Source organism: Bradyrhizobium sp. DOA9 (genome assembly GCF_000617845.2).
Classification (GTDB): domain Bacteria; phylum Pseudomonadota; class Alphaproteobacteria; order Rhizobiales; family Xanthobacteraceae; genus Bradyrhizobium.
In genome coordinates this window covers 5725440-5749695 of the sequence record NZ_DF820425.1, presented here as the reverse complement: position 1 = coordinate 5749695, position 24256 = coordinate 5725440, and the positions used below count along the sequence as shown (strand labels likewise).

The following is a 24256-nucleotide window of genomic DNA, read 5'->3' as shown; positions in this document are numbered from 1 at the left end:
TGTCGGGACGAGGTATGGAGCGGGACATGAAACGGTTTCATTCGCTAATGCTTGCTGCGGCCGCATCGGCGGCGGTCACGATGTCGGCGGCAGCGCCTGCTGCTGCCGATCAAGGCGAGGGACGCATCGCGAGAGCCTTCGTGGCGGGGCATCGGGCCTTGCATGCCGCCCGGCCGGCCATCATGCGCGGCCGCCCGCCGACCCAAATCGCTTCGGCAAACACGGATACCTCCTGCCGCGGGTTCTGGTGTCGTCGCGATTTCGTGTTGATACTCGGTATCGGCTTTTAGGCTCCGATTCCCCAAAGCGTCGCAATTTCCGGCTAGGGTCTCCCTGTGCGATCGGGGCCGCGGTCGAGCTCCGCCGAACAGGGAGAGCCGTCATGGTCATGCGTCGATCGGCGCTGCGTCGCCTAGGTCTGGCACTCGCCTTGTTCGCGTTCGCCGGCCTTGCGTATGCGGATGAACCGCAGCCTCGCTCCGAGGCGGCCGCGCCGGCCGGCCAGAAGGGTGGGCGCGGCGGTGGCGCGCAAGGCACGTCGCAGACGTCGTCGTCCGCGGCCGAGCCGCACCGTCTGCCGCCGGATTCCACCACGAAGCAGACGCTCGATCTGCCCGGCCGGACGCTCAACTTCACGGCCACCGCAGGCTCGATCCGCGTGTTCGACGGCAAAGGCGAGCCGTTGGCCGACATCGCCTATACGTCCTACCAGCTCGACGGTGCCGAGCGCGCCACGCGTCCGGTGACGTTCCTGTTCAACGGCGGGCCCGGCGCGTCCTCGGCCTGGCTGCAGTTCGGCGCCGCCGGGCCATGGCGGTTGCCGCTTGATGGCGAGGCCCTGTCGCCGTCGGCCTCGCCCGAGGTGAAGCCCAACGCCGAGACCTGGCTCGACTTCACCGATCTCGTCTTCATCGACCCCGTCAGCACCGGCTACAGCCGCTTCGTCGCGAGCGGCGAGGACGCGCGCAAATCGTTCTACTCCGTCGACGGCGACGCCAACGCGATCGCGCTCGTGATCCGCCGCTGGCTCGAAAAGCACGAGCGGCTGACCTCGCCGAAATACGTCGCCGGCGAAAGCTATGGCGGCATTCGCGGCCCCAAGGTCGTGCGCCAGTTGCAGCTCCAGCACGGCGTCGGCGTCAGGGGACTGATCCTGGTCTCGCCGCTGTTGGATTTCCGCGAGTTCACCGGCACGAGCCTCCTGCAATATGTCGCGACCCTGCCGAGCTATGTGGCGGTGGCGCGCGAAGCCAAACGTCCGGTCAAGCGCGCCGACCTTGCCGACGTCGAGGCCTACGCGCGCGGCGAATTCCTGACCGACCTCGTCAAGGGCGAAGCGGACAAGGAGGCAACAACGCGTCTGGCCGACAAGGTCGCCGAGCTCACCGGCATCGACCAGGCGGTGAGCCGCCGCCTCGCTGGCCGCTTCGATGTCGGCGAATTCCGCCGCGAATTCGACCGCAAGAACGGCAAGGTGACCGGACGCTACGACGCCTCGGTGCGCGGCTTCGATCCCTATCCGGATTCCAGCAGCTCGCGCTTCGGCGATCCCTCCGGCGATGCGCTCCAGGCGCCGCTGACGAGCGCCGCGGTCGACGTGCTCTCGCGCAAGCTCAACTGGCGGCCCGGCGGCTCATATGAAGTCCTGAACGGTGCCGTCGAAGGTCAATGGGATTTCGGCCGCGGCATCAACCCGCCGCAATCGGTCTCCGAGCTGCGCCAGATCCTCGCCACCGATGCCAAGCTGAACGTGCTGGTCACGCATGGCCTGTTCGACCTCGCCACGCCCTACTTCGCAACGAGGCGGGTGCTCGACCAGCTGCCGGCCTTCGTGACGCAGCGCGTGAAGTTCGTCGTCTATCCGGGCGGCCACATGTTCTATTCGCGCGACGGCTCGCGGCAGGCGCTACGCAGCGAGGTCGAGACGCTCATTCGGGAGTAGGCCGGCGCTTGCGCGGCGGATACCGGCGCGCGATCTCGCGGGCGACGACTTTTTCCGGCTTCACGTTCGCACCGGCAATCCAGACGTCGCTCACCTTGCCGCGCTTGTCACGGCTTCGGCGCACCGGCTCGCCGTGGCTGGAATAGCCGGCAGCCCAGGCGAGCTTGCCGGTGTCGCGGCCGGTCACCTCGATCTCGGCGGCATCCATGAACGGGTTGTTGAACTGCGGGTTGGCGACGAGCACGCGGTTGCCCGCGGGGACGAGGTCGGTCGCGCCCCAGATCGTCCACCAGCGCCCGGTCCAGTCGCGCACGCGCCGGTCGGGTGCGCCGCGGGTCTGGAACACGCGCAAGATCTGCATCGCGCCATCCATCCAGATCGGCGCCGCGCCGTCGATCGAGTTGCTGAGGATGCTGATTGAAAGCTCGCAAGCGGGAATGGAGCAGGTGCGCGAGATATAGCCCTGAAAGCCGCCGCCATGGCCGAACCAGTCCCAGCCGTCGGTCTTGCCGGCATTGACGCCCAAGCCATAGTAAGCCTCCAAGCTCTGCGGGATGCGCCAATGGTTTCGCGTCATCTCGCGGCGGCTCGCGGTCGACAGCACGCTCTTCTTCGCGTTGGGCGCCAGCTGCGCGAAGAAGCGGGCGGTGTCGGCGGCGGTCGCGACGAAGCCTGCGGCAGATGCCATCGCATGTGCGGGATTGTCACCCGGAATCACGCAGCGCTCGCCCAGCGGCACTTTGCGCGTGTGGCCGCGCGCGAACGGTGCACCTTTCGGAAGTGGTGCGTCCGGCTCGGTCTCGCGCAGGCCCGCCGGCGCAATGATCTCGCGCTTGATCCAGACGGAGTAGGGCTCCTTCGCAACAGCCTCGATCACGAGGCCGAGCAGGCCAAAGCCGTGGTTGGAATATTTGAAGCGCGTGCCGGGCTCGATCGCGGTCGGCAGCTTCAACTCGCCGAGCAGCTCCTTCGCGTCGAGATAGGGGCGGCTGTCGATGAACTGGCCGGAATCGGCGCCGTCGCGCGTCAGCCCCGCGCTGTGCGACAGCACTTGCGCGATCGTGGTCTCGGCGACGCGCGGATCGAGGCCGCCGACATATTGGCCGACATGGTCGTCGAGCCGGAGCTTGCGCTGCTCGCGCAGCTTCATGATGCCGGCCGAGGTGAAGCTCTTGGAGTGCGAAGCGATGCGGAAGCGATGGCGCGGGGTGAGCTTCTCGCCGGTGTCGAGATTGGCGAGGCCGAACGCATGCTCGGCGACGACCTCGCCGCGATGGGCGAAGGCCACGACGACGCCCGGCTGCCGGATCGTCGTCAGTTGGTATTCGATCCATGAGCTGATGTAGTCGATCGCGGATCGCAGCCACGTATCCATTGCGCTACCAGTTTGCGGAGGAGGTTGGTGCGCGAGGCTAGCCGAAAACGCAGAACGGGCACAACCCTATGGTTGTGCCCGTCCGCTTCGTTCGAAGATGCAATGATCAGTAGACGAGCGTGGCGCCGGTCGGCTTATCGAGCGCTTCGGCCAGCGAGCGATACTCCGAGCTGCCGGTGCCGGCGAGCGAGGCGATCTTGCCCAGGTGATATTGCGCCTGCTCGCGGTTGCCCTGCTCGAGCTGCCAGAGGCCGTAATACTGCCAGGTGCGGACGTGGTTCGGATCGTCTTTCAGCGCCAGCTCGTAATAGACCTTCGACGTTTGGTAGTCGCCGAGCTTGCGATAGGAGTAACCGATCAGGTTGGCGACATCGGCGACGTCGTCGCGCTTAAGCGACTTCAGCTGGCCGATCGCGCCCGTGTAATCGTGCTTGTCGTAGATCGCCGCGTAGGCGGTGCGGTAGGCCGCGAGGAACTTGGGGTCGCTGACGGAAGAGCTCTTCTTCTTGCCCTTCTTGGTCGAGGTGTCCGAGCTCGGCGGCGACGAAGGGGAGTCGCCGGCCGCGGCATACGCAGTGGACAGCACCGGCGCGGCCGCGAGCGTCACGGCGACGAGTCCAGGCACAACGAGCGTTGAGAGTTTGCGCATCTAAGTTCTCCGGTATGGAACGTGGCGATCCTACACGATTGCCCGAAGACCGGAACACCTCTCGGGCAAAAACATTCCCGCTTCGCGCGGTCTATTCGCCCGGCTGCGGATGACAAACTTGTCATCGAGATGAACGGGAGCCTGCTGAGCGCTTCAGACTGGGTTCAGTGCCCCCGCTTATGTTTCTCCCCACGATCGATGGGGGCGAGAGGGCGCCGCCTGATGATCCTTCCAAGAGGAGACCACCATGTTGAAGACCATTTCTGCGGCCTTGCTCGCAACCTCCGTGATCGCAGCTCCGGCGTTGGCCGCCGAGGCCGGTAAGACCACCACGACCGCCCCGGTGATCAAGGCCGACCAGAGCCAGACCAAGGCGGCGACCACTGCTGCGAAACCGGACGCCGGCGTCAAGGCCGACGCCAAGACGACGGACACCAAGATGACGGACGTGAAGTCGACGGACGTGAAGGCTTCCGACGTCAAGACGGACGGCAAGTCGAAGGCAATGGACGCGAATGCCGCGGTGACCACGGACCACCACAAGAGCGTGGGCAAGCATCGCCATGACGACAAGCAGGTCACGGCCAAGGAGCAGCAGAAGGCGCAGCCTGATGTGACCAAGCCCGCGGCGTCTGACAAGCGCAACTGACGACTGATCCCGCGCGGCGGCATCCCTGGCATTGCCCCGCCGCCGCGCGCGGACGTCAGGCCTGGCCCGTCGCCATGCCTCGTGCGGAAGCCCGAGGTGTCGGCGGCTGGCCGGTGCGCTGTTTTAAGCCTCTGCAAGCGAATTCCCTTCATGCAGGCCCGGTTCTTGTTTGAGCATGATCTTTTCGGAAAACCGTTTCACACTTTTCCGGATCATGCTCTAGAACGTCTCCTGATCTGTTCGAGCGGAGAGCGGGGCCTGTGGGGCGATTGGCGAGATGTGCGGTGATCCTGGCGTTGCCGCTGGCGCTTTCGGCATGTTTTGGCAGCGATAGTGACCGTCCGACTTTCATGGGCGGGACCCAGGCCGGTGGACCGCAGCCGTTTCCCGACAATTTCCGGAGCGACACGCTGGCGTTGATGCGGGCCTATCTCAACAATCCGGTCGGCGTGCGCAATGCCGGCATGGCCGAGCCGGTCCAGCGCGAGGTCGGCGGCCGGCAGTTCTATGTGAGCTGCCTGCATTTCACCCCGCGCGAGAGCGATGGCAGCTACAAGGGCGTGCGCGAACGGGCCGTGATCTTCGTCAACGGGCGCGGGGACCGCGTGGTCGACCAGACCGGCGATCTCTGCGCCGGTGCGGTTTACGCACCCTTTCCGGAACTGGAAAAGATGACGCGGTAGCGCAAAGCCGGCCTTCATCGCCCGGTGTTAGACAGACGCAGCCGGAGCCGCTGGATCACATTTCGGCGAGCTTTGAACGCGTTGGTTTCGAGTTGCGACAAATCGTTACGGCGGGGCTTGGGCTGCGACAAAAACAGCCGGTGCAGCGCGACGTGATGGAACAAACTCGCGTTGTTGCCAGCCCGTCACAGTAACGAACGATCAACGTTCCGGCATTGCCGCGAAGCAACCCAATTCACGCCACGTTGTTTCCTGAGTGTCGCGAATGAAAGAACGGGGATGATCATGAAGTCGATCTTGCTGGGTGCAGTAGCTCTGCTTGCGCTGGCCGCGCCGGCCGCAGCAGCCGACATACAGCCGCGCACCTACACCAAGGCGCCAGCGTACACGCCGCCGCAGGTGATCTACAACTGGACCGGTTTCTATATCGGCGGCCATGTCGGCGGCGCGTTTGCCGGCGACAACAGCTTCCAGTCCAGCGACGCCCGCTTCCTGGGCGGCGTGCAGGGCGGCTTCGACTACCAGTTCGCGCCCAACTGGGTGGTGGGTATCGAGGCCCAGTATTCCTGGCTGCCGACCAACAACAACGGCGCCACCTTCCCGTTGGGCACGCAGGTGACCTCCAACACCGACCAGATCGGATCGGTGACCGGCCGCATCGGCTACACTTGGGGACCGACGCTGCTCTACGCCAAGGGCGGTTATGCCTGGCGCAATAACGGCCTTGGCGTGAACATCGCCGGGGTACCGCAGGCCTTCACCACCACCGGCAACAACAAGGACGGCTATACCGTCGGCGCCGGCCTCGAATACATGTTCGCGCCGAGCTGGTCGGCCAAGGCCGAGTACCAGTATTACAATTTCGGCAGCACCACCTTCACCTCCGGCCCGGCCGACATCGTCGGCGTTCGTGGCCGGGAGGACGAGCATACCGTCAAGGTCGGCGTGAACTATCGGTTCGGCTGGGGCGGCCCGGCGGCCTCGCGGTACTGACGGAAAAGCGCCGATCCAGGACCTGAACATTCAGGACCTTAACATCCAAGACCGACAAAGGCCGGCTCCGCCGGCCTTTCCTCTGCCTGTCTGCCGCCTTCCAAGCCCCTTCTTTGCATTCCGTGAACCATCTGGCGCGTCATTTGCTTGCAAATGATGCTGGCGCGCTTTCTCACGCGCGTCATGGGGCAGGCGTAAAGCAAAAATAATTTTTGCAATTTACGGAACTCGCGCTCCGGAACGCGTTATATGACAATTACCGGGCAGGTGGGACGACGGATATGCGTATCTTGGTGTCGGCAGTGGCGCTCTGGTTTTTCTCCTGCCTGGCGTGCTCTGCACAGACAATCCTCAAATCCGAGCCTCTGATGTTGGCACCCTATGAGGTGGCCTTCGTCAAGGACGCCTCCTGTCCGTCCGGCAAGGTGCTGAAGGTTACCGGCGCCATCCGCGGGCTGCACCGCCGCAAGGCCTGCGTGCCGATGCCGGGCGAGCAGGCCTCGCTTGTGGCCGCCACTCCCTGAGCTTTCGCTCCGGCTCCGTGCCGGAGCTCAGGAACTCAGCTCGAGCTCCATCCTCGACTGCCGATCGGCCTCCGCCTTGTTCTTGGCGGGGTCCTCGCCCTGGGCCGCCTGGCACGGCTCGATCTTGTAGTCGTTGTCGAGCACCCGGCGCGGTCCCGGCCGCTGGTCGTCCGCGGTCACGTCCACGACGAGACCACTTCGCTGGGCGAGCTTCCAGACGTCGGCCTCGCTCGGATAGGCTTTGCTGATCTGGGCGTCGTTACAGAAGAGGGCGTAGGGCATGCGGTCCCGCTCCAGGAATGCCTGTTAACGAGCTTACGAGGTAAGGGGTTCCGGCTGCCGGCGGATCACGGGGCCGTGATCAAGGGCGGGGGCCCTTGAGTCCTTAACGAGTCCTGAATCCCGGAAAAAAGAATCCCTGGGACTCGTCGGCCGGAATCAGCGGATGTTTTCGGCCATGACGAGCGACCTGAAGACATCCTGCGGGCACATGCTCCTGCCGCTCACGCTGGCGCTGTTCGGCGCCTGCGCGGCCAATCTCTGGCTGGTCTGGTCCTGGCTGTAGGCCTTATTTTTCGGCCGGTGGGCCGGAGACGTCGCAGATGGCGGCACGCAATTTGGCCAGGGTCGCCGCACAATATTCCTCACGTTCGCGCTCGAAGCGCTCCTGGTGCTTACGGAAATTGGCGATTCGGGCCTGCATCTCGCTGCGAAAATCGCCGCTCGTCCGCGGCGGCAGGGGCGCGGGCCGCAGCGGAAGGGGGGTCTGCGGCGGCTCGATCTCGACGGCGACCGCTTCCACCGTGACGATCTCCACGGCGACGGTCGTGCCAGATGCAGGCGTCGCCGGCTGAAGGACGTCATCCTTCCTGCCGGTCACCGATTGGACGAAGGCCAGCGTCTGCGCGATCAGTGCGTCGCGCTCCCTGATCCATTTCATGATCCACCTCAGCCGGGCGCATTCCAGCAAAGCGGCTGCCTCGAATCAAGGCTGTTTGTAGGGGATTGCATATTTTTCCCGGTGGTCCGACACTGGGCAGATGGATGCATCGAAAGAACGGCCGAACGAGGTGGAGGGCCTGAGGCTCATCCGCGCGTTCCTGACGCTGCCGCCCGCCAAGCGGGCGGAGGTGATCGCGTTTGTCGAGAAATTGGCGCGTGTCCACGGCCGGCCCGAGGAGGGCGCCAAGGCCTCGCCGAGGTGAGCAAGGCCTCGCCGCGGTGAGCGCTACCGCTCGCGCGGATTGACGTTGGGTTCGAACGGTGCGCCGACCACCCGAACCGGGATCTGAGCAGGCGTGCGCGGGGTGGGGTCGGCGCGATCCGCGAGCAGTTCGTCACGCGCCCGTCCCGGCGCCTGCTCGAGCAGCGCCAACGTCCCGGCAAATGCGCTACAGCATAGCGTCACCGTCGCCAGCAGAATCATGTTTCGATTTTCTTCCCGGATCCGCATGCACCGACAACCGCTGACGCCGGAGCCGGTTCCGGACCCGGCGATCTCGCTTTAGTGCGACAGCACCAGTCCGAGCGCGAACACGAACAGCATGGCCGTCATGACGAGAGCCGTCGCCGCGCCGGCGACGATCTTGGCCTTCTCTTTGGAAGTGGTGGAGCGCATGGGATCCGGACGAGACGAGCAAGGCGCGTAGGTTTGCCGCCATGCAATTTCGAACAGTTCGTCTCGCGTGTATAGTGCGCCTGCGCCGGAAAAGGCTCGCCCAATGATCACCGATCGTCCTGCCGTGCTCGCTCACGAGCGCTTCGCCGCCGACCGTGACAATTTTGCAGGCCTCGATCTCGCCGCGCGGTTCGAGCGGATCGAGCGGACGAACCTCTGGGGCGCGGCCACTTCGGTGTCCGGCCTCGGCTCGGAGGATGTCGCCACAGCCGCACTCCAGGAGGCGCTGCCCCAATTGCTGCAACGGCTCGGCGCGCGCTCGCTGCTCGATGCGCCCTGCGGCGATGCCGGATGGATCAGCCGGCTCAAGCTCGATCTCGATTACACCGGTATCGACATCGTGCCGTCGCTGATCGATGCAAACCGCCGGCGTGTCGCCGCCGACGGTTCGTCCGGTCGGTTTCTCGTCGCCGACATCACGCGCGATGCGCTGCCGCAGGCCGACGTCATTCTCTGCCGGGATTGCCTGGTGCATCTCAGCTTTGCGAACATCCATCGCGCCCTCGCGCAATTTCGGATGAGCGGCGCCCGCTTGCTGCTCGTCACGACCTTTCCGGAATGGGAGGACAACCAGGATTGCGAGGATGGCGACTGGCGCGCGCTCAACATGCAGAAGGCGCCGTTTCACTGGCCGGCGCCGCACGCGCTTGTCGACGAGCGTTGCGAGGAGGGCGGTGGCGGCTGGCGCGACAAGAGCCTCGGCCTCTGGCGGCTGGATGAATTGCCGGAGAACAGTTGCGCGCCAAAAGCTGGTGCCGGCTGAGGGGATTGAACCCCCGACCTTCGGTTTACAAAACCGCTGCTCTACCGCTGAGCTAAGCCGGCGATGCCTTAAGTGGCGGGCAGAGCTCGGCTCGCGCCGGGACCGTCCACCGCGCGCCGCAATACCAGACTTGATCGGAAAGTGCCAGAACCGGCGAGGTCGCCGCCGCAAGACGTGAATCGGGCGGCCTTGTGGGCCGCCCGACATGTCGCGTTCGGCTCAAGCCGCCTTACTGGCAGATGTGTCGGCGGCCGTCCGCGCCCTTGAACCAGGTGCCGGGCGTACAGACGAAGCCGTTGCGCTCGGCGTAGCTGCGCCTGTCCCAGCTACGATTGTCCCATCCGCGGTCCCACGAATTGTCGTAGGCGTAGGAATTGTCCCAGCCGCGGAATGGTGCGGTGGCAATCGCGCCGGCGGTGCCGATCGCAGCGCCTGCAACGCCGGCCGCCGCGCCCGCTGCGCCGGCCGCAACGTCGGTCGGCCAGAAGCCGGTCGGGCTTCTGTTCCAGTCGTTGTTCCAGTCGCGGTTGGTCTGGCGATAGGCCGCGCGGCGATGGCGGTAGCCGCTCTCGGTGGTGGCCTGTCCCGGTCCGAAGGTCTGGCAATTGGCATTCGGGAATTGCGCCGAACAGCGCGGATTGTTGACGACCGTCTGCGCCATGGCAGAGCCTGCAAGCATGGTCGCTGCGATCGCCGTGGCCCCGAGAAGCTTGATGGTCATGGTTGTTCGCTCCCATTTTGTTGACAGGAGCTAAACGCGGACGGCGCAGGACGTTCCGATGCAACCCTGGGATTTTTTTCGGATGCGAACGGTCAAACCGATGTGAGCGCACGGGCGCGCTGTTCCGGCCGCGCGGTTCCGCGCGTTAACGTTTCGCTAGCTCGCTGCGAAGCATTTGAGCGGCGCGCAATCCTTGCACGTTAGGCTTACCGCAATTTGGTGAGCAGGGCTTAACCCTCTCTGCGTCGCGATCGGTTAGGTTGTGGCCCGGATAACCGGGGTCTCCTCATGCGTGCCGTGGTGCTCGCTGCCATTCTGATCGGACTGCCTGCGACGGCATTTGCCGGCGGGTTCGAGATCGTCGTTCCCGGCCGTCCCGGAGTGCCCATCATCATCAACAACATCGACGCGTCCTATGCCGTCGTCGAGGGCACCTGGGGCCTCGGCAAGAACCAGCAGGTGCAGCCCACGATCTATGGCGGACGCTATATCGCCGAGCGGCAGCCCGACGACGTCGGCCATTATTATCCGACGCTGGGTCTGCGGCCCGGCTACGGCCGGCTCGAGGTCGAGCCGCCCGCGAACCGCAAATTGCCCAAGCCTGCCGAGAGCTACCACCAGAGCTGGGGCGCCTCGTCCGCGCCGCTGCCGGCGCAGATGGACCCGCCGGTCGATCCGCCGCCGGTGATCTACGCGCCGGAGATCAACGACCGTCCTCGGCCGCCTCGGCCGCGGCCGCGCACAGAGATACCCGGCAGGCCGCCGGGTTGAGAAACGTGAAAACCAAAAACGGAAATCAACAGGAGAGAGTAATGCGTCAGATGATTTCGGGACTGGTCGCGGCAACTGCCGTGATGTTCGCCGCCACCGCGCCGGCCGCGGCCTGCGGCTTCAACACATGCGCGCCGGTGGCGCCGGTCTATACCGGCTGCAACACCGGCTGCGGCGGCTATGGATATGGCTACGGTTACGGCTATGGCGCCTATGAGCGTCTCGCCGAGCCGACCACGCAGTATTACTACGTCAACCAGGGTCCGACCTACACCGGTCCGGGCGCCTTCGCGCCGTATCCGACCTACCGCGAGGACGCGGTCGTCGCGCCTGCCAATTACGGCTACGGCTATGGCTATCGTGCCGCTGCGGTCGCGCCGCCGGCCGCTTATCCCTATCGCCGCCCGTACTTCCGTCCCTATCGCTACGGCTACGGCCCGCGCTACGGCTACCTGCCGCGCGTGCACTACGGTCCCCGCTACGGCTACGCCCGCCGCGCCGCGCCGTACTATTATGGCGGTCACCGCGTACTGCGCCGCTATTACTGATCTCTGATCGGTCGAGTGACGAGACGCCCGTTCGCGTGATGCGGACGGGCGTTTTGCTTTATCTTGAAAACAACCCCATGCACAGTAGCCGGCAAGAGTGAAATCAAGGACTTGAAGCGCAATGTGCGCGAGATGAGCGAGCATCGCTCATTAGCTCGTTGTTCTCGCCCCAGATTTCGGAAAAAACGAGGTTTCGATTGATCCGTCGGGCAAGACAGTAGTTTGGTATCGCGCGGATATGCGCGGTGCCTAGAGAGCTAGCGCTTCATCAACCCAAGCCGGCTCGCGCCGACATAGAGCGCGAGCACGGCAGCGTTCGAGACGTTGAGGCTCTTGATTTCGCCGGGCATGTCGAGCCGCGCCACGACCCTGCAGGTCTCGCGTGTCAATTGCCTGAGGCCTTTGCCTTCGGCGCCCAGCACCAGCGCAAGCGGCTCGCGCAGCGCGACGTCGCTGATGTCTTCACTGCCTTCGCTGTCGAGGCCGACGGTCTGGAAGCCGCGTTCGTTCAGCGCCGTCAGCGCACGGGCGAGATTTTGCACGGTGATGATTGGCACCAGCTCGAGCGCGCCGGAGGCTGCCTTCGCCAGCACGCCGGTCGCTTCCGGGCTGTGGCGTGCGGTGGTGACGATCGCCTTCACCGCAAAGGCGGCGGCCGAGCGCAGGATGGCGCCGACATTGTGGGGATCGGTGATCTGGTCGAGCACCAGCACCATGCCGTCCTGCGTCAGGGTCTCGATCTCGGGCGAGGGCAGGGGATCGGCCTCGGCGAGCAGGCCCTGATGCACGGCGTCGGGCGAGAGCAGGCGGTCGATCTCCTGGGGCCGCACGATCTCGGGCGCGATGCGGGTCGCGATGTTTTCGTCCGCCAGCCGCCGCGCGGCGTTCTCGGTCAGGGTCAGCTTGCGGATCCGCCGCTGCGGGTTGGCGAGCGCCATGGTGACGGTGTGCCAGCCATAGAGGATGACGGGCCCGTCGCCTTGCGAATCGCGGTCGCGCCAGGCCGGCCGGCCGGCCGATTTTCCGGGCCTGTTGAAGGGCTTAGCGCCGCCGCGAGTCCCCTTGGGGCCGAATTTTCGATCCTTCATGGGCTCGCTTTTGTCATGGGTTCCGGATTATGGCAATTTCGATGCCTGCGAGGGCGATTTTAGCTGCCTGCCTCGGTTGACTTTGCCCCACCGCTTCGCCCATAAACGCGCCCGGTCGCGCCCCGATCCGGGTTGTCGCGGCCTTCACGTTCCATGGCCGTCTTCGGTCCGCCGGCAAGGTCCGGCCCGATTGTGCTGCCGTCGAGCGGGGGAGTGTCCCGAGTGGCAAAGGGAGCTGACTGTAAATCAGCCGCCTCATGGCTTCGCAGGTTCGAGTCCTGCCTCCCCCACCAGCTTTCGCTCGCTTCGCGAGCTACGGCTCGGCAAGCCAGCACAAGTGCTCGTGGCGCGAAGCGAGCGAAGGCTGTCGCGCCGTAGCCCACAGGGCGTAGGCGGACTGGCTCTAGACATAGCTACCCCATCATCTCCCGCACCATCGGCACCACCTTCCGCCCGTAAAGCTCGATGCTGCGCATCAGCTTGTCGTGCGGCAAGGGTCCCGCCGAGTACTTCAACTGAAAGCGCGAAATGCCGAGCGCCTTCGCGGTCTTCGCGATCTTGCGCGCGACCGTCTCCGGCGCACCGACATAGAGTGAGCCGTGCTCGGCCTCGCTGACGAACTCGTCGCGCCCCATCGGCGGCCAGCCGCGCTCCTTGCCGATGCGGTCGCGCATCGCCTTGTAATCGGGCCACAGCTCCTCGCGCGCCTGCGCATCCGTCTCGGCGACGTAGCCGGGCGAGTGCACGCCGATCGGCTGCGCCGGTCGGCCGAACTCCTCGAAAGCGCGGTGATAGAGCTCGACGTAAGGCGCAAAGCGTGCGGGATCGCCGCCGATGATCGCGAGCATCAGGGGCAGATCGTAATGCGCCGCTCGTACCACCGATTGCGGGCTGCCGCCGACGCCGATCCACGTTTTCAGCGTGCCGTTCTCGACCGGCGGATACACCAGTTGGTCCTGCAGCGGCGGACGCAGCTTGCCTTGCCAGGTGACCGGCTGCTGCGACAAGAGCGCGGCGAACAAATCGAGCTTCTCCTCGAACAGCTCCTCATACTTGCGCAGGTCGAAACCGAACAGCGGAAAGGATTCAGTGAACGAGCCGCGGCCGAGGATCACCTCGGCGCGTCCGTTCGAGACCGCATCCAGCGTGGCAAAGCGCTGGAACACACGGATGGGATCGTCCGAGGACAGCACCGTCACGGCCGAGCCGAGATGGATGCGCCGGGTGCGCGATGCGATCGCGGCCAGCACTGTCTCCGGCGAGGAGATCGCGAAATCGGCGCGGTGATGCTCGCCGAGACCGATGAAGTCGAGGCCGAGCTCATCGGCCAGCACCGCTTCGTCGACGACGTTGCGGATCACCTGCGCGTGCGAGATCATATCGCCTGAGGTGTCCTTGGTGACGTCGCCAAAGGTATCCAGTCCGAATTCGAGCGGTGCGGTCATCGATCAGGTCTCTGTGGGAGGATCGACAACACTTAAGGGGCAGACGCACCGTCGCAAGGCAGCATTTCGGAAATGCTCGGTTTCCGTTTGCTCCATCGTGGCAGTCTTACCGCCACATCCCCCGCATCCTTGCCCCGATGTCGATCTTCGGCCCCTGCGCCGCGGTGCGCGCGGCTCCGCTAGCTGCCTTCGGCCAGGCGTTGCGCTCGAACAAATAGACCAATTGCTCCGGGATGAAGCGGGTGCGCGAGGCGTAGACGTGGCGGTCGCCCCTGGCGGCCTGGCCGTGCACGAAGAAGCGCTGCGGCACGACGAGATGCAGATCGTCCTTGGCGCGGGTCATGGCGACATAGAGCAGGCGGCGCTCCTCCTCGAGCTCGGCCGAAGTGCCGGCGCCGAGATCGGACGGCATGCAGCCGTCGACGACGTTGAGCACGAACACCGATTTCCACTCCTGGCCCTTGGCGGAGTGGATGGTGGAGAGGATCAGGTAATCTTCGTCGCGGAGCGGCGGGCCTGATTTGTCGCTGGTCGCATCCGGCGGATCGAGCGTGAGCTCGGTCAGGAATTTCTCGCGGCTGGCATAGCCGCTCGCGATCTGCTCGAGCTGCATCAGATCGGCGCGGCGCGTCTCGGCATCCTCGTGCATGCGATCGAGATGCGGCTCGTACCAGAGCCGCACGCGCTCGAGATCGACGGGCCATTCCGAATAGCGCAGATTTTCGACTGTGCGGACGAAGTCGGTCCAGTCCGCACCGGTGCGCGCCGGCACTGGAAGCTGGCCGAGCACGGCGAGCGGGTCGGGGCTCTCCGCCATCTGGTCGAGCACGCGCTGTGCGGTCGCAGGCCCGATGCCGGGCAACAGATGCAGGATACGGAAACCGGCGACGCGGTCGCGCGGATTTTCGGCGAAGCGCAGCAGCGCCAGCACGTCCTTGACATGCGCGGCATCGAGGAATTTCAGTCCGCCGAACTTGACGAATGGAATGTTGCGCCGGGTCAGCTCGATCTCCAGCGGACCGGAATGCGAGGAGGTCCGGAACAGCGCCGCCTGGTGCTTGAGCAGCGCGCCCTGCTCGCGGTTCGCCAGCACCGCCTCGACGATGTAGCGCGCCTGGTCGGCCTCGTCGTGCACGGTGACGAGCTGCGGCTTCTGCCCCGAGCTGCGGTCGGTCCAGAGATTTTTCGTGAAGCGCTCGCGGGCGAGGCCGATGACGCCGTTCGCCGCCGACAGCACCGCTTGCGTCGAGCGGTAGTTGCGGTCGAGCGTGATCATCTCCGCGCGCGGCGAGAAGTTTTGCGGAAAGTCCAGGATGTTGCGCACGGTGGCGGCGCGGAACGAGTAGATCGACTGCGCGTCGTCACCGACCACGGTGAGGCCGCTTCCATCGGGCTTGAGCGCCAGCAGGATCGAGGATTGCAGACGGTTGGTGTCCTGGTATTCGTCCACCAGCACGTGGTCGAAGCGACCGCCGATCTCCTCGGCGATCAGCGCATCGCTCATCATCTGCGACCAGTACAGCAGCAGGTCGTCGTAATCGAGCACGTGCTGGGCCTGCTTGGCCTCGACGTAAGCCGCGAACAGGCCCTTCAGCTCGGCGGCCCAGCCCGCGCACCAGGGATAGTGCTGGCCAAGCACCTTCTCGATCTCCATCTCGGCGTTGACGCAGCGCGAGTAGATCGACAGGCAGGTGCCCTTGGCCGGAAAGCGGCTCTCGGTCTTCGACAATCCGCGCTCGTGCCGGACCAGGTTCATCAGGTCGGCGGAATCCTCGCGGTCATGGATGGTGAAGGCGGGATCGACGCCGATCCGCTCGGCATATTCGCGCAAGAGCCGCGCGCCGATGCCGTGGAAAGTGCCGGCCCAGGTCAGCGTATCGCGCATGATCGCGGCGTTGTTCTCGCCCAGCACCTTGCGTGCGATGCGTTCGACCCGGCCCGCCATCTCAGCGGCGGCGCGGCGTGAGAACGTCATCAGCAGGATGCGGCGGGGATCGCTGCCTGCGACGATCAGATGTGCAACGCGGTGGGCGAGCGTGTTGGTCTTGCCGGAGCCCGCACCGGCGATGACGAGCAGGGGGCCGCCCACGGTCGAGCCCTCGGCCACGCCATGCTCGACGGCGCGGCGCTGCTCCGCATTGAGCGTGTCCAGATATGTCGCCACGAATCGCCCCGGTGAAAGGATGAGACTCGGCGATCTGGCTGCGAATCGCAATGCGGCTGGACGGAACTGGAATTAGGATTTAGGGGAAGACAGCCCTTTGGTTCCAGCACCCCATGGCGAGATGACCGAGCTCAAGCCCGAACAATTCGAGATGCGGCGGCTGGAGTCGCTCAGCAACACCATTTTCGGCGTCGCCATGACGCTGCTGGCCTATGATCTGCCCAAGTCGGCGGTCTTTAGCGGCGCGCCCGACTGGAACGATCTCGCCAGGGTCTATTCCGGCAAGCTTGCCGGCCTCGCGCTCAGCTTCATCATCGCCGGGGTGTTCTGGATCAGCCATCACCGCCGGCTGGCACGTCAGCCCATCGGCAGCCGCGGCATGGTGGTCCTCAACCTGTTCTTCCTGCTCTCGATCGTGCTGCTGCCGGTGACCAACGGGCTCTACACCAACTACACCTTGAGCAGCGCCGTGGCGGTGCTCTACGGCCTGCACCTGACCACGATCGGCGGCCTCAATGCCCTGCTGTGGTGGACCATCCTGGGCGGCTGGAGCCGCGAGATCATGGCTTCGCTGTTTCCCGTCGCCGTGTTCATTCCGGGCACCATCGTTGCGGCATTTGCGCCGCATCTCGCGCCCTTCGTCTGGTTTTTTGCCTTCGGCGGGCTCCTGATCCAGCGCTTCTACGTCGCGCCGAACCCATCGGCCGGCACGTAAAGCTTGACCGGGCGGATCTCGTACACCGCCGTCGGATTGACCGCACGCAGCTTCCGCGCCGCTTCGATCGCCTCCTCCTCGGTGGCGCATTGCATCAGATGGAAGCCGAGAAGCTGCTCCTTGGTCTCGGCAAACGGCCCGTCCAGCACCATTCCCGCGCCGGGACCACGCAAGGTGCGGGCCTTCCGGGTCTCATCCAGCCGGGCCGCCGGTCCGAACTGGCCGCTGGCCCGCAGCGGCGCCTGAACCTCGATGACTTTGGCGACGACCGCGGCGTCCTGCTCCGGTGTCCAGGACATGACTTCGTCTTCCACGTGGTAGGCCAGGATCGCGTAGAGCATCATCACCTCTCTTTTTTGCGCGTGGTCATTACCCAAGTCCCAAGGACGCAGCACGGCAGCACCTGCCGACACTCCCGAAGCAAAATATTGCGTGGCCGGCAAGCGGCGAAACCGTCCTGAAACCCGATTGCGGCGGTGCGATGTGAACGCCGCCGGAACGCGCCGCGACTGATGAACCACGAACAACAAGCTTTTGCTGGAGGCGGCAATGTCGGGTCAGACCATCAAGATCATCTGCGACGCGCGGCGGGCGGGACAGTCGGAGCCGGCCGATCTGCACGACCAGGCTGGCCATCACCGCTATTACGGCAGCTCGGCCGAGAACGGCGGCGAGCGGATCGTCGAGAGCCGGCGCGGCAAACGGCGGCGCGTGTTCAGCATCTTCGGCTTCTGAAGCCTGGTGCGCCGGCATGCTGATCGCCGCCGTCGCGCCGCGCGAGCGGCTTCGCACCGGCTGACGCAGCATTCGTCACTGCCCGCTCAAGACCTGCTTGACCAGGGCCTCGCGCAATGTCGCCAGCTCGCCGCTCGCCTGCATCCGAGCGATGACCCTGCCGACCTCGGGTACCAGATCGCGATGGCGTTCATGCAAATAGTGGTAGATGTGGATGCGCTCGAGCGGCGGCGAGAGCGGGTAGATCCTGGCCTGCAGATTGAGTTTCCTCACCGCGGCAAGCCCGCTGAAGAGGTCGGTGACCATCACGTCGAAACGGTCGGCATCGAGCATCCTGACCATGTTCTCGAGGCTTGTGGTCGCCGTGACGCGGGCCATGCCGCGTGTGCCGGCTTCCGAGGAGCCGACGCCGCGGACGATGCCGATGCTGTAGTCCTTGATCGAGTCCCAACCTGCGACCTCGAACCGCAGCTTGGTCGCGAACACCGCCGGCTCGATGTAGTTGATCGCCGGCGTGACCTGAACCAGCGTCGGATAGTCGCGCGAGAGCGTGCCGATCCGCTGGATCTCGCCGTCGACCTCGCCGGCGCTCGACAATGCGAGCGCGCGCTTGCCCGGCACGTCCTCGAACTCAAGCCTGATGTTCAGCTTGGCGTAGACGGCCCGCAGCATCTCGCCGCCGACATATTGATCGGGGATGTCGGCGATGCGCGCCAGCCGGATCGTGTCCTGCGCCAACGCAGGCTCGGTGGCGAGCAGCGACAGGGAGGCGACGGCTAGCCGCCACATCAGGCGTCTCCTTCGGCCGTGCATCGCTACCGCAGGATTCGGGTGCCGGCGCGATCTACCGCAAGTTGGCGCCTGTACGCCCGGCCGCAACGATCATTGCCCGCTCGTCCCGCCAGTCATACCGGCCTTTCACCGATGACATTCTAGCACGGGCAGTGATAATTTGCCCAGCAGTCCCGCTGCGGGGCGCAAGACGTGACTTGCCGACCTCGAGCTCGCGGCCCGACGGGACGTCGCTTGCATCGGGTGACGAGACGTGCGTCTCGACCCATGGATTGCTCGAGACTGCAACCGCTCGACCAAAGCAGCGAGCCGCCATTTCGGGGACATGGTGCATGGCCAACGCAGGTGACGAGGACGCCAAGCGCAGCCGTGCCATCGCGCCGATGGCGACGAAGCCGGGTCTGACCGACATCGGCGCGCTTGCGCCTTCGATATTCGCATCGCTGCCGGCACGGTTCTTCAACTGGTTGCGCAGCGGGATCGGGTCGCGCCTGCTCGTGGCCGTGTTGCTGTTCTCATCGGCCGTGACGCTGACGCTGACCGCGCTCCAGCTCTATCTCGACTACGATCGCGAGGTCGGTCTCATCGAGACGCGGCTCGACGAGATCGGCCGCAGCACGACCGGCAGTCTCGGCGAAAGCCTGTGGAATCTCGACCAGAACCAGCTCAAGCTTCAGCTCGAAGGTATCCTGCGGCTGCCCGATATCCGCGCCGCCGGGGTGCGCGAGATTGCCGATCGTCCCAATCCGATCCGCATCGCGGTCGGCGAGCCGGGCACGCGTTCGATCGTCACGCGCGACTATCCGTTGAACACCATCGTGCAGGGGACCGCTCGCCCGATCGGCGTGCTTCACGTCGAGGCCACGCTGAGCGAGGTCTATCAGCAATTGCTGAACCGGGCCCTGGTCATTCTGGCGAGCCAGGCCGCGAAGACGTTCCTGGTCTCGTTGTTCATCATCTACATGTTCCATCTGCTGGTGACGCGGCATCTGGTCGCCATCGCCGAGTTCGTCAGCAAATACAGCCTGACCCGGCCGCCGCCGCCGTTACGCCTGGAGCGCCGGCCGCCCTCCGACGCCGACGAGCTGGACAAGGTGGTCGAAGCCTTCAACGCGATGTGCGCGAACCTCCAGCAGGCCTATGGCGAGCTGCGCGAGGCCAATGCCAATCTCGAGCGCGACCTGACCATCCGCCGGCGCGCCGAAGCGGAGGCGCGGGCGAGCGAGGAGCGTTTCCGCGACTATGCCGAGACCGCGTCCGACTGGTTCTGGGAGACCGGGCCGGACCACTGCTTCACCTACCTCTCCGACCGGGTGATTGCCTTCGGCATGGATCCCAAGGTGCGGATCGGCACGCGTCGCATCGATACTGCGCTCGATCGCGAGACCGAGGCCGAGAAATGGCGCGCGCATCTGGCGGCGCTGGACCGTCACGAGCCGTTCCGCAAATTCGAGTATCGCGGACGCGACACGCGCGGGCGGTTGCATCATTTCAGCGTCAATGGCAAGCCGGTGTTCGACGCCGATGGACGCTTTCTGGGCTACCGCGGCTCCGCGACCGACCTCACCGCGCAGCACGAGACCGAGGAGCGGCTGCGTCAATCACAGAAGATGGACGCGATCGGCCAGCTCACCGGCGGCGTGGCGCACGATTTCAACAACGTGCTCACGGTCATCACCGGCACGATCGAGATCATCCAGGAGGGGCTGGCGGACAAGCCCGAGCTGGCTGCGATCGCGCAATTGATCGACGATGCGGCCGCGCGTGGGGCGGAGATCACCTCGCAGCTCCTGACCTTCGCGCGCCGCCAGCCGCTGGAGCCGCGCGAGATCGACGTCAACGCCCTCGTGGTCGAGACCGCGAAGCTGCTGCGGCCGATGCTCGGCGAGCAAATCGAGATCGAGACGCGGCTCGCCGACGAGGCTTGGTCGGCGATGGTCGATCCGTCGCAGCTGTCCTCGGCGATCGTCAACCTCGCCGTCAATGCGCGCGACGCGATGCCGGGCGGCGGCAAGCTCACCCTCGAGACAGGGAACCGCGAGCTCGACGGCACGGGGAATGCCGGCGAGGGCGTGCGCGGCGCGTTCGTGATGATTGCCGTCGGCGACACCGGTCACGGCATTCCGGCCGACATCCGCGAGCGTGTTTTCGAGCCGTTCTTCACCACCAAGGGGGTCGGCCGCGGCACCGGGCTGGGGCTGAGCATGGTCTACGGCTTTGCCCGCCAGAGCGGCGGCACTGTTGCGATCGAAAGCGAGGAGGGGCGCGGCACCGTGATGCGGTTGTTCCTGCCGCGGGCAAAGGGCGAGGCGGCTGCCAAGGTGGCGCCGGTTCAGGCGCCCGCCACGGCGCGCGGGCAGGAGACCATACTCGTGGTGGAGGACGATCCGCTGGTCCAGGGCTATGTCATCGCGCAACTCGGCGGCCTCGGCTATCGCACGCTCGCCGCGGGCGACGGCGCGTCCGCGCTGGCGCTGGTCGACCAGGGCGCCAGATTCGATCTCCTGTTCACGGACATCATCATGCCCGGCGGCATGAACGGGCAGGAATTGGCCGAGGCCGTCAGGATCCGCCGGCCGGGCGTGAGGGTGCTCTACACCTCCGGCTATACCGACAACACCATCGTCCACGAAGGACATCTCGATCCCGGCGTGGCGCTGCTGTTCAAGCCATACCGGAAGGCGGAGCTGTCGCAGAAAATTCGCGAGGTGCTGGCCGGCGAGCCGCCCGCCTGAGAGACGAAAAAGGCGCGGCGGGGAGGCCCCGTCGCGCCCGATTTCTTGCTCGCTGGTCCAGGGCTGAGAGCGCCCCGATGCCAAGCCCTACTCGAAGCCTAGCGGGCGATCCCAGCGAGGTGACAGCGCTTGGTAAAAGACACTGGATCACCTCCTTTCGTTGGTTTCGGGAGTCTCCAATATAGGCGGCGATCCCGCCGCTGTTAAGAGGCGGGAGGTCTGGAGGAACCAGCGGTGGGTTCTCAAGGGGGGCAGGACGCCCAAAGGCGCCTCATGGGCAGTTGAGACCGCCGCCCGGCCGTGTTAGGGAGCCCGTCACGCGGGTGTAGCTCAATGGTAGAGCAGCAGCCTTCCAAGCTGAATACGAGGGTTCGATTCCCTTCACCCGCTCCAAAGCCTGTTGCGCACTATCGTTCCTGTCCAAGGCAGTCGCTTTCGTGCAGGCTCTATTCCCTGTGCTCGTCGATTTCGGCGGCGACCTGTCCGTAGTTTAGCAGCGCAACCAGGGTCGTTCCGCCCAGGATATTGCCGAGCAGCGTCGGCATGAAGAAGTCTTGAGCATATTGGCTGAACGATGCCCGGCCGCTCTGCACCAGAAAGGCGCACTCGACCGAGCCCGCGACGATATGGGCGAACTGGCCGAGTGCGACCACATAGGTCATCACCACGATGATGTGTGCGCGCGATCCTTTGGCGGCCGGAAGAAGCCAGGCCATCAAGGCGATGAGCCAGGCGGCGAAGATGGCCTTGACGAAGGTGGTTGAGAACGTCCCCTCGATCGTGGGCCGGCTGAGATCGACGAAGGCGTCCACGATGCGCGGTTCGAAGATGCTGGTGCGAGCGAGCACGGATCCGACTGCCCAGGTGCCTGCGATGTTCGAAGCGAGAACCAGCATCCACAGCTTGAGCACGCGTCCCAGGGTACCGAGATCCCTGTTGTGCAACAGTGGCAGGATCGGCGTCAGCGTGTTCTCGGTGAAGAGCTGTTGTCGTCCGAGCACGACGACCAGGAAGCCGACGGTGTAGCCGAGCGGAGCGACCAGGCGCCGTATGGCCTCGTCCGAGATCAGCGCGTGAAACTCGCCCTGAACGATCAGCGACAAGCTGATCGAAAGACCGGCGGCAAAGCCCGAGAGCACGATGGCCCACCATCGCCGCTCCAGCTCCTGCTCACCTTCGGCGCGAATCGTCTCATGGATCAGTGCGGCGCTTGGCCTGCTCTGGGATTCGATCTGCCTGGTCTGGCGGGGCGACACGCCGTCGAGCTTGGATGCAGGGCTGAATGAGGCGCCGTCGCCAGGTTGATCCACGCTGCGGTCTCCAGAGGAATTGTCCAAGTCAAGACTTTCGGATGTCCCATTCAGTTCCGCGTGAGCGGTGCGGTGCCTCGGTTTGCGACGCAGGACGCTGAGGAACCTTCGCCGCAAGCGATAGTTCGCCAAGGGGCGAAGGTGAAACTGAACGATGCCAACCGTGCAAAACGACGAGCGCGTGCGTTCCACCGCGCAGATCGCGGGTCATCCGATTCACCCCATGCTGGTGCCGATCCCGATCACGTGTTTCGTCGGGGCGCTGCTGACCGACATCGCCTATGTCGCCAGCGCCGAGATCATGTGGGCGAATTTTTCGGCCTGGCTGCTGCTCGCCGGTGTCGTCTTCGGCGTGCTGGCAGCGGTCGCGGGTCTCATCGATTTCCTCGGCAACCGGCGGGTGCGGGCGCAGGCGCCGGCCTGGCCACATCTGATCGGCAATGCAGTGGCACTGATCTTGGCGATCATCAACACCATGATCCACATGCGCGATGGCTGGACCTCGGTGTGGCCGACCGGGCTGGTTCTGTCGGCGCTCACCGTGCTGATCCTGCCGATCACGGGCTGGCTCGGCTGGGCTCTTGTCTATCGCCACGGCGTGGGAGTTGCGCGATGACGTCTGCGATTGTCCGCGCGCTGGCGTGCGCATCTCTGCTGGGCCTGGCCGGCTGCGACGACGGCAGCGGCGATCCCAAGGCGCAAATCGGCGCCAACCCCGCACTTCCCGAGATCCAGCAATATCTGCTGCCGCCGATCCACATCGCGCGCATCGTCGGCTGGAAGAAGGACGAGACGCCGACGGTCGCGCAAGGGCTGCAGATCAAGGCCTTCGCGACCGGCCTGCAGCATCCACGCTTCATTTACGTTCTCCCCAACGGTGACGTGCTGGTGGTGGAATCCAAGGCGCCGAAGGGCGCCCCGGTCAAGCGGCCCAAGGAATTCGTCATGGGGTATATCGAATCCTGGGCGACATCAGGCAGTGACGACACAGGGCCCGGCAACCGCATCACGCTGCTGCGCGACAGCAATGGCGACGGCGTGCCGGAGACGCAAAGCGTCTTCCTCGACCATCTCAACTCACCCTTCGGCGTCGCGCTGGTCGGCAACGATCTCTATGTCGCCAACACCGACGCCATCGTCAGATATCCCTATACGGAAGGGGACACGAAGATCACCGCATCAGGCACGGTGCTGACGCCGCTGCCGGGTGGGCCGATCAACCATCACTGGACCAAGAGCCTGGCCGCGAGCCCCGACGGCTCGAAGCTCTATGCGGGTGTCGGCTCCAACAGCAACATCACCGAGAACGGCATGGAGGCCGAGCACAATCGTGCCGCCATCCTCGAAATCGACCGCGCCAGCGGGCGCTGGCGCGTGTTCGCAAGCGGCCTGCGCAATCCCAACGGCCTCAGCTTCGAGCCGCAGACCGGCGCGTTGTGGACGGTGGTGAACGAGCGCGACGAGCTCGGTCCCGATCTCGTGCCCGATTACATGACCTCGGTGAAGGACGGCGGCTTCTACGGCTGGCCCTACAGCTATTTCGGCCAGCACGTCGATCCCCGCGTCAGGCCGGAGCGGCCGGATCTCGTCGCCAGGGCGATCGTGCCCGATTACGCGCTGAGCTCGCATGTCGCCCCGCTCGGGCTCGCCTTCAACACCGGCACTGGCCTGGCGGCCGCCTACCGCGGCGGCGCCTTCGTCGGCGAGCACGGCAGCTGGAACAGGCAGGTCCTCAACGGCTACAAGGTCGTGTTCGTGCCGTTCACGGACGGCAAGCCGAGCGGCCCACCGCAGGACGTCGTCACCGGGTTCCTCAACAGCGACAACAAGGCACGCGGCCGCCCGGTCGGTGTCGCCATCGATAAATCAGGCGCGCTGTTGGTCGCGGACGACAGCGGCAACACGGTCTGGCGGGTAAGCGCGACCCATCCGCAGCTGACGCAACGTTAAGGCCGCCGGCGCGTTATCGTGCAGAC

At 65.4% G+C, this 24256-nt stretch carries 27 protein-coding genes and 3 tRNA genes; 17 read left to right on the top strand and 13 right to left on the bottom strand.

From position 1 onward, the window contains the following. Positions 1 to 26 precede the first annotated feature (26 nt). A complete protein-coding gene (locus BDOA9_RS27135) occupies positions 27 to 290 on the top strand; it encodes a hypothetical protein (RefSeq protein WP_152033492.1) in 264 nt (87 codons plus the stop codon). Positions 291 to 382: 92 nt separating this feature from the next. After that, on the top strand, positions 383 to 1942 hold the full coding sequence (locus tag BDOA9_RS27130; RefSeq protein ID WP_025037088.1) for a S10 family peptidase: 1560 nt from the start codon (positions 383 to 385) through the stop codon (positions 1940 to 1942). On the opposite strand, the gene BDOA9_RS27125 is transcribed toward BDOA9_RS27130, so the two are convergent. Together BDOA9_RS27125 and BDOA9_RS27120 are read right to left on the bottom strand one after the other, a co-directional pair. After that, positions 1929 to 3317, bottom strand: a complete 1389-nt coding sequence (locus tag BDOA9_RS27125; RefSeq protein WP_025037087.1) for a serine hydrolase domain-containing protein — start codon at positions 3315 to 3317, stop codon at positions 1929 to 1931. The genes BDOA9_RS27130 and BDOA9_RS27125 overlap by 14 nt on opposite strands. Before the next feature lie 106 nt (positions 3318 to 3423). Then, entirely contained in the window at positions 3424 to 3966 is a 543-nt protein-coding gene (locus BDOA9_RS27120) for a tetratricopeptide repeat protein (protein WP_025037086.1), read from the bottom strand. A gap of 247 nt (positions 3967 to 4213) precedes the next feature. Here BDOA9_RS27120 and BDOA9_RS27115 point away from each other — a divergent pair, with 247 nt between their 5' ends. From BDOA9_RS27115 to BDOA9_RS40045, 4 genes are all read left to right on the top strand, one after another. Further along, positions 4214 to 4615: a His-rich protein BRANT gene (locus BDOA9_RS27115; protein WP_025037085.1), complete on the top strand. Its 402-nt coding sequence runs from the start codon at positions 4214 to 4216 to the stop codon at positions 4613 to 4615. A 287-nt stretch (positions 4616 to 4902) separates the two neighbouring features. Beyond that, the gene (locus BDOA9_RS27110; RefSeq protein ID WP_042336865.1) at positions 4903 to 5298 is read left to right on the top strand and encodes a hypothetical protein; all 396 of its coding nucleotides are present in this window, start codon (positions 4903 to 4905) and stop codon (positions 5296 to 5298) included. Positions 5299 to 5583: 285 nt separating this feature from the next. Continuing rightward, positions 5584 to 6291 carry an outer membrane protein gene (locus BDOA9_RS27105; RefSeq protein ID WP_025037083.1) on the top strand — a complete coding sequence of 236 codons (708 nt, stop codon included), beginning with the start codon at positions 5584 to 5586 and terminating at the stop codon, positions 6289 to 6291. 281 nt (positions 6292 to 6572) lie between these two features. Then, on the top strand, positions 6573 to 6815 hold the full coding sequence (locus BDOA9_RS40045; RefSeq protein WP_025037082.1) for a DUF6719 family protein: 243 nt from the start codon (positions 6573 to 6575) through the stop codon (positions 6813 to 6815). Between the two features lie 27 nt (positions 6816 to 6842). Here the strand turns inward: BDOA9_RS40045 and BDOA9_RS27095 are convergent, their stop codons facing one another. After that, the gene (locus BDOA9_RS27095; RefSeq protein WP_025037081.1) at positions 6843 to 7097 is read right to left on the bottom strand and encodes a hypothetical protein; all 255 of its coding nucleotides are present in this window, start codon (positions 7095 to 7097) and stop codon (positions 6843 to 6845) included. Between the two features lie 286 nt (positions 7098 to 7383). Continuing rightward, positions 7384 to 7755, bottom strand: coding sequence for a hypothetical protein (locus BDOA9_RS27090; protein WP_025037080.1), 372 nt, complete (start codon positions 7753 to 7755; stop codon positions 7384 to 7386). 100 nt (positions 7756 to 7855) lie between these two features. Between BDOA9_RS27090 and BDOA9_RS39065 the strand changes: the two genes are divergently transcribed. Then, complete coding sequence (locus tag BDOA9_RS39065; protein WP_192859618.1) at positions 7856 to 8020, top strand: hypothetical protein; 165 nt, start codon at positions 7856 to 7858, stop codon at positions 8018 to 8020. Between the two features lie 23 nt (positions 8021 to 8043). On the opposite strand, the gene BDOA9_RS27085 is transcribed toward BDOA9_RS39065, so the two are convergent. Then, a complete protein-coding gene (locus BDOA9_RS27085; RefSeq protein WP_025037079.1) occupies positions 8044 to 8241 on the bottom strand; it encodes a hypothetical protein in 198 nt (65 codons plus the stop codon). A 295-nt stretch (positions 8242 to 8536) separates the two neighbouring features. Here BDOA9_RS27085 and BDOA9_RS27080 point away from each other — a divergent pair, with 295 nt between their 5' ends. Continuing rightward, the gene (locus BDOA9_RS27080; RefSeq protein ID WP_025037078.1) at positions 8537 to 9256 is read left to right on the top strand and encodes a class I SAM-dependent methyltransferase; all 720 of its coding nucleotides are present in this window, start codon (positions 8537 to 8539) and stop codon (positions 9254 to 9256) included. Here the strand turns inward: BDOA9_RS27080 and BDOA9_RS27075 are convergent. Together BDOA9_RS27075 and BDOA9_RS27070 are read right to left on the bottom strand one after the other, a co-directional pair. Further along, positions 9244 to 9318: transfer RNA gene (locus BDOA9_RS27075), tRNA-Thr, on the bottom strand. The two genes, BDOA9_RS27080 and BDOA9_RS27075, sit on opposite strands and share 13 nt — an antisense overlap. 167 nt (positions 9319 to 9485) lie before the next feature. Beyond that, entirely contained in the window at positions 9486 to 9977 is a 492-nt protein-coding gene (locus BDOA9_RS27070; protein ID WP_025037077.1) for a hypothetical protein, read from the bottom strand. A 288-nt stretch (positions 9978 to 10265) separates the two neighbouring features. Here BDOA9_RS27070 and BDOA9_RS27065 point away from each other — a divergent pair, with 288 nt between their 5' ends. Both BDOA9_RS27065 and BDOA9_RS27060 read left to right on the top strand, forming a co-directional pair. Then, positions 10266 to 10748 carry a hypothetical protein gene (locus BDOA9_RS27065; protein ID WP_025037076.1) on the top strand — a complete coding sequence of 161 codons (483 nt, stop codon included), beginning with the start codon at positions 10266 to 10268 and terminating at the stop codon, positions 10746 to 10748. Positions 10749 to 10789: 41 nt separating this feature from the next. Beyond that, positions 10790 to 11296, top strand: a complete 507-nt coding sequence (locus BDOA9_RS27060; protein ID WP_025037075.1) for a hypothetical protein — start codon at positions 10790 to 10792, stop codon at positions 11294 to 11296. Between the two features lie 257 nt (positions 11297 to 11553). Here BDOA9_RS27060 and rlmB read toward each other — a convergent pair whose 3' ends face one another. Next, a complete protein-coding gene (rlmB, locus tag BDOA9_RS27055; protein ID WP_025037074.1) occupies positions 11554 to 12384 on the bottom strand; it encodes a 23S rRNA (guanosine(2251)-2'-O)-methyltransferase RlmB in 831 nt (276 codons plus the stop codon). A gap of 207 nt (positions 12385 to 12591) precedes the next feature. Between rlmB and BDOA9_RS27050 the strand changes: the two genes are divergently transcribed. Further along, a tRNA-Tyr gene (locus tag BDOA9_RS27050) sits at positions 12592 to 12677 on the top strand. 120 nt (positions 12678 to 12797) lie between these two features. Here the strand turns inward: BDOA9_RS27050 and BDOA9_RS27045 are convergent. Continuing rightward, complete coding sequence (locus BDOA9_RS27045; RefSeq protein WP_025037073.1) at positions 12798 to 13829, bottom strand: LLM class flavin-dependent oxidoreductase; 1032 nt, start codon at positions 13827 to 13829, stop codon at positions 12798 to 12800. Positions 13830 to 13935: 106 nt separating this feature from the next. Beyond that, positions 13936 to 15993, bottom strand: a complete 2058-nt coding sequence (locus BDOA9_RS27040; RefSeq protein WP_025037072.1) for an ATP-dependent helicase — start codon at positions 15991 to 15993, stop codon at positions 13936 to 13938. A gap of 121 nt (positions 15994 to 16114) precedes the next feature. Between BDOA9_RS27040 and BDOA9_RS27035 the strand changes: the two genes are divergently transcribed. Then, entirely contained in the window at positions 16115 to 16708 is a 594-nt protein-coding gene (locus tag BDOA9_RS27035) for a TMEM175 family protein (RefSeq protein ID WP_025037071.1), read from the top strand. Here BDOA9_RS27035 and BDOA9_RS27030 read toward each other — a convergent pair. After that, on the bottom strand, positions 16675 to 17049 hold the full coding sequence (locus BDOA9_RS27030; protein WP_025037070.1) for a YciI family protein: 375 nt from the start codon (positions 17047 to 17049) through the stop codon (positions 16675 to 16677). The two genes, BDOA9_RS27035 and BDOA9_RS27030, sit on opposite strands and share 34 nt — an antisense overlap. A gap of 208 nt (positions 17050 to 17257) precedes the next feature. Here BDOA9_RS27030 and BDOA9_RS27025 point away from each other — a divergent pair, with 208 nt between their 5' ends. After that, positions 17258 to 17443: a hypothetical protein gene (locus BDOA9_RS27025; RefSeq protein ID WP_025037069.1), complete on the top strand. Its 186-nt coding sequence runs from the start codon at positions 17258 to 17260 to the stop codon at positions 17441 to 17443. A 75-nt stretch (positions 17444 to 17518) separates the two neighbouring features. On the opposite strand, the gene BDOA9_RS27020 is transcribed toward BDOA9_RS27025, so the two are convergent. After that, positions 17519 to 18232 (bottom strand): substrate-binding periplasmic protein, encoded by a 714-nt coding sequence (locus BDOA9_RS27020; RefSeq protein ID WP_025037068.1) that lies wholly within the window; start codon positions 18230 to 18232, stop codon positions 17519 to 17521. A gap of 335 nt (positions 18233 to 18567) precedes the next feature. Between BDOA9_RS27020 and BDOA9_RS27015 the strand changes: the two genes are divergently transcribed. Both BDOA9_RS27015 and BDOA9_RS27010 read left to right on the top strand, forming a co-directional pair. Beyond that, positions 18568 to 20970, top strand: a complete 2403-nt coding sequence (locus BDOA9_RS27015; RefSeq protein WP_025037067.1) for an ATP-binding protein — start codon at positions 18568 to 18570, stop codon at positions 20968 to 20970. A gap of 319 nt (positions 20971 to 21289) precedes the next feature. Next, positions 21290 to 21363: transfer RNA gene (locus BDOA9_RS27010), tRNA-Gly, on the top strand. Between the two features lie 53 nt (positions 21364 to 21416). Here BDOA9_RS27010 and BDOA9_RS27005 read toward each other — a convergent pair. Continuing rightward, a complete protein-coding gene (locus tag BDOA9_RS27005) occupies positions 21417 to 22280 on the bottom strand; it encodes a formate/nitrite transporter family protein (protein WP_025037066.1) in 864 nt (287 codons plus the stop codon). Between the two features lie 154 nt (positions 22281 to 22434). On the opposite strand from BDOA9_RS27005, the gene BDOA9_RS27000 reads away from it, so the two are divergent. Both BDOA9_RS27000 and BDOA9_RS26995 read left to right on the top strand, forming a co-directional pair. Continuing rightward, positions 22435 to 22896 (top strand): DUF2231 domain-containing protein, encoded by a 462-nt coding sequence (locus BDOA9_RS27000; RefSeq protein ID WP_042336789.1) that lies wholly within the window; start codon positions 22435 to 22437, stop codon positions 22894 to 22896. Further along, the gene (locus tag BDOA9_RS26995) at positions 22893 to 24230 is read left to right on the top strand and encodes a PQQ-dependent sugar dehydrogenase (protein WP_025037064.1); all 1338 of its coding nucleotides are present in this window, start codon (positions 22893 to 22895) and stop codon (positions 24228 to 24230) included. Before BDOA9_RS27000 ends, BDOA9_RS26995 begins: the two co-directional genes overlap by 4 nt. Positions 24231 to 24256 lie beyond the last annotated feature (26 nt).

Coding starts and splice junctions, on each gene's coding strand:
- BDOA9_RS39065 (WP_192859618.1), top strand. CDS start 7,856: ATGGATGCATCGAAAGAACGGCCGAACGAGGTGGAGGGCCTGAGGCTC.
- BDOA9_RS27090 (WP_025037080.1), bottom strand. CDS start 7,755: ATGAAATGGATCAGGGAGCGCGACGCACTGATCGCGCAGACGCTGGCC.
- BDOA9_RS27120 (WP_025037086.1), bottom strand. CDS start 3,966: ATGCGCAAACTCTCAACGCTCGTTGTGCCTGGACTCGTCGCCGTGACG.
- BDOA9_RS27060 (WP_025037075.1), top strand. CDS start 10,790: ATGCGTCAGATGATTTCGGGACTGGTCGCGGCAACTGCCGTGATGTTC.
- BDOA9_RS26995 (WP_025037064.1), top strand. CDS start 22,893: ATGACGTCTGCGATTGTCCGCGCGCTGGCGTGCGCATCTCTGCTGGGC.
- BDOA9_RS27035 (WP_025037071.1), top strand. CDS start 16,115: ATGACCGAGCTCAAGCCCGAACAATTCGAGATGCGGCGGCTGGAGTCG.
- BDOA9_RS27015 (WP_025037067.1), top strand. CDS start 18,568: ATGGCCAACGCAGGTGACGAGGACGCCAAGCGCAGCCGTGCCATCGCG.
- BDOA9_RS27065 (WP_025037076.1), top strand. CDS start 10,266: ATGCGTGCCGTGGTGCTCGCTGCCATTCTGATCGGACTGCCTGCGACG.
- BDOA9_RS27045 (WP_025037073.1), bottom strand. CDS start 13,829: ATGACCGCACCGCTCGAATTCGGACTGGATACCTTTGGCGACGTCACC.
- BDOA9_RS27130 (WP_025037088.1), top strand. CDS start 383: ATGGTCATGCGTCGATCGGCGCTGCGTCGCCTAGGTCTGGCACTCGCC.
- BDOA9_RS27085 (WP_025037079.1), bottom strand. CDS start 8,241: ATGATTCTGCTGGCGACGGTGACGCTATGCTGTAGCGCATTTGCCGGG.
- rlmB (WP_025037074.1), bottom strand. CDS start 12,384: ATGAAGGATCGAAAATTCGGCCCCAAGGGGACTCGCGGCGGCGCTAAG.
- BDOA9_RS27000 (WP_042336789.1), top strand. CDS start 22,435: ATGCCAACCGTGCAAAACGACGAGCGCGTGCGTTCCACCGCGCAGATC.
- BDOA9_RS27135 (WP_152033492.1), top strand. CDS start 27: ATGAAACGGTTTCATTCGCTAATGCTTGCTGCGGCCGCATCGGCGGCG.
- BDOA9_RS27105 (WP_025037083.1), top strand. CDS start 5,584: ATGAAGTCGATCTTGCTGGGTGCAGTAGCTCTGCTTGCGCTGGCCGCG.
- BDOA9_RS27025 (WP_025037069.1), top strand. CDS start 17,258: ATGTCGGGTCAGACCATCAAGATCATCTGCGACGCGCGGCGGGCGGGA.
- BDOA9_RS27020 (WP_025037068.1), bottom strand. CDS start 18,232: ATGTGGCGGCTAGCCGTCGCCTCCCTGTCGCTGCTCGCCACCGAGCCT.
- BDOA9_RS27095 (WP_025037081.1), bottom strand. CDS start 7,097: ATGCCCTACGCCCTCTTCTGTAACGACGCCCAGATCAGCAAAGCCTAT.
- BDOA9_RS27115 (WP_025037085.1), top strand. CDS start 4,214: ATGTTGAAGACCATTTCTGCGGCCTTGCTCGCAACCTCCGTGATCGCA.
- BDOA9_RS27070 (WP_025037077.1), bottom strand. CDS start 9,977: ATGACCATCAAGCTTCTCGGGGCCACGGCGATCGCAGCGACCATGCTT.
- BDOA9_RS27030 (WP_025037070.1), bottom strand. CDS start 17,049: ATGCTCTACGCGATCCTGGCCTACCACGTGGAAGACGAAGTCATGTCC.
- BDOA9_RS40045 (WP_025037082.1), top strand. CDS start 6,573: ATGCGTATCTTGGTGTCGGCAGTGGCGCTCTGGTTTTTCTCCTGCCTG.
- BDOA9_RS27080 (WP_025037078.1), top strand. CDS start 8,537: ATGATCACCGATCGTCCTGCCGTGCTCGCTCACGAGCGCTTCGCCGCC.
- BDOA9_RS27125 (WP_025037087.1), bottom strand. CDS start 3,317: ATGGATACGTGGCTGCGATCCGCGATCGACTACATCAGCTCATGGATC.